This is a genomic window from Neisseria sp. P0009.S007, assembly GCF_051962515.1.
Genome location: NZ_JBQCVF010000230.1, coordinates 1 through 2,094, shown reverse-complemented (window position 1 = coordinate 2,094; position 2,094 = coordinate 1). Strand labels below are relative to the sequence as shown.

The following is a 2,094-nucleotide window of genomic DNA, read 5'->3' as shown; positions in this document are numbered from 1 at the left end:
GGCGACTCATTATTCCTGCAACCGGGCAGCGCAGAACCGACACGCCTGCAAGGTGCGTTTGTTTCCGATGATGAAGTGCATCAGGTCGTCAATTTCGTCAAAGAACAGGCTCCGACCAATTATGTGGAAGGCCTGCTCAGTGGCGAAGCCGCCATCGAAACCACCAATATTGTTAATCCGAATGCAAACAGCGATGAGTTATTCGATCAAGCCGTTGCCTTCGTATTGGAAAGCCGGAAAACTTCCATTTCCGCACTGCAACGCCAATTACGCATCGGCTACAACCGCGCCGCCAATTTAGTAGATGCGCTTGAAAATGCCGGTGTTCTCTCTCCGGCAGACATCAACGGTAGCCGACGGATTCTGGCACAAAAAGACCAGCTGTAAAAAACAACAATATCGAAACTCAAAGGCCGTCTGAAAAGAATTTCCCACTTTTCAGACGGCCTTTTTATGTTATTCGTGAAACATTGTGTTATACTAAGCAGCTAAATTTTGACCTTATGCACGCTTCCGAAGTTCTTCGGAATTCTGAGCAGAAGGATAACCGTTTAAACACAACAAATTTAAGGGCTTACGATGAGCGTAACTGTTGAAACTTTAGAAAATCTGGAACGCAAAGTAGTATTGTCTCTGCCTTGGTCCAAAATCAACGCAGAAACTGAGAAAAAACTGAAACAAACCCAACGCCGCGCAAAAATTGACGGCTTCCGTCCGGGTAAAGCACCGTTCAAAATGATTGCCCAAATGTACGGCGCAAGCGCACAAAACGACGTTATCAACGAATTGGTACAACGCGAATTCTACGATGTTGCCGTTGCTCAAGAATTGAAAGTTGCCGGTTACCCACGCTTTGAAGCCGTTGAAGAACAAGACGATCAAGAGTCTTTCAAAGTTGCCGCTATTTTTGAAGTCTTCCCCGAAGTAACCATCGGCGACCTGTCTGCCCAAGAAGTAGAAAAAGTAACTGCAACCGTTGGCGATGCCGAAGTTGACCAAACCGTAGAAATCCTGCGCAAACAACGTACCCGTTTCAACCATGTTGACCGCGAAGCCCAAAACGGCGACCGCGTCATCATCGACTTCGAAGGCAAAATCGACGGCGAACCTTTCGCCGGCGGCGCGTCTAAAAACTACGCTTTCGTATTGGGCGCAGGTCAAATGTTGCCTGAATTCGAAGCCGGTGTTGTCGGCATGAAAGCCGGTGAAAGCAAAGACGTTACCGTAAACTTCCCTGAAGACTACCACGGTAAAGATGTTGCCGGTAAATCTGCCGTGTTCACCATCACTCTGAACAACGTTTCAGAAGCTACTTTGCCTGAAGTTAACGCTGACTTTGCCAAAACTCTGGGCATTGAAGACGGCGACGTTGCCAAAATGCGTGAAGAAGTGAAGAAAAACGTCGGCCGCGAAGTTGAACGCCGCATTGGTGAACAAACCAAAGAATCTGTCATGAACGCCCTGCTCAAAGCGACTGACTTGCAAGTTCCTGTTGCTTTGGTCAACGAAGAAGCGGCCCGCTTGGCAAACGAAATGAAACAAAACTTCGTTAACCAAGGTATGGCTGACGCTGCCAACTTGGATCTGCCTTTGGATATGTTCAAAGAACAAGCAGAACGCCGCGTTGCTTTGGGTCTGATTTTGGCTAAATTGGTTGAAGAAAACAAACTTGAGCCAACTGAAGACCAAATCAAAGCCGTTGTTGCCAACTTCGCTGAAAGCTACGAAGATCCTCAAGAAGTTATCGACTGGTACTACGCAGAGCCTTCCCGCCTGCAAGGCCCGACTTCTTTGGCCGTAGAAAGCAACGTTGTTGATTTCGTTCTGAGCAAAGCCAAAGTAACTGAAAAAGCGCTTTCTTTTGACGAAGTAATGGGCGCACAAGCTTAATTGCTCTAAGGCCGTCTGAAACAGACAATCAAAAGCACCGAAGCGCTTTAAATGGCTTTGGTGCTTTTCCATCATTAACAGGAGACAAAAATGTCCTTCGATTTCAATAACTACCTTGTCCCTACCGTTATCGAACAAAGCGGTCGCGGCGAGCGCGCATTCGACATCTACTCACGCCTTTTGAAAGAGCGCATCGTTTTCTTG

2 protein-coding genes and 1 pseudogene are annotated in these 2,094 nt (G+C 47.3%); all 3 read left to right on the top strand.

Features of this window, described 5'->3' with window-relative positions; translation table 11 throughout:
* Positions 1 to 387, top strand: a 387-nt coding sequence (locus ACTHS3_RS11940; RefSeq protein ID WP_440368031.1) for a DNA translocase FtsK, incomplete at its 5' end; no start/stop codon positions are given.
* Positions 388 to 579: 192 nt separating this feature from the next.
* Complete coding sequence (gene tig, locus ACTHS3_RS11935) at positions 580 to 1,890, top strand: trigger factor (RefSeq protein ID WP_070625311.1); 1,311 nt, start codon at positions 580 to 582, stop codon at positions 1,888 to 1,890.
* Between the two features lie 90 nt (positions 1,891 to 1,980).
* A pseudogene (locus tag ACTHS3_RS11930) lies at positions 1,981 to 2,094 on the top strand (ATP-dependent Clp protease proteolytic subunit); the annotation flags it as partial.

Bases quoted from the DNA above. Each gene is read 5' to 3' on its own strand.
- tig (WP_070625311.1), top strand. From the start codon at position 580: ATGAGCGTAACTGTTGAAACTTTAGAAAATCTGGAACGCAAAGTAGTA.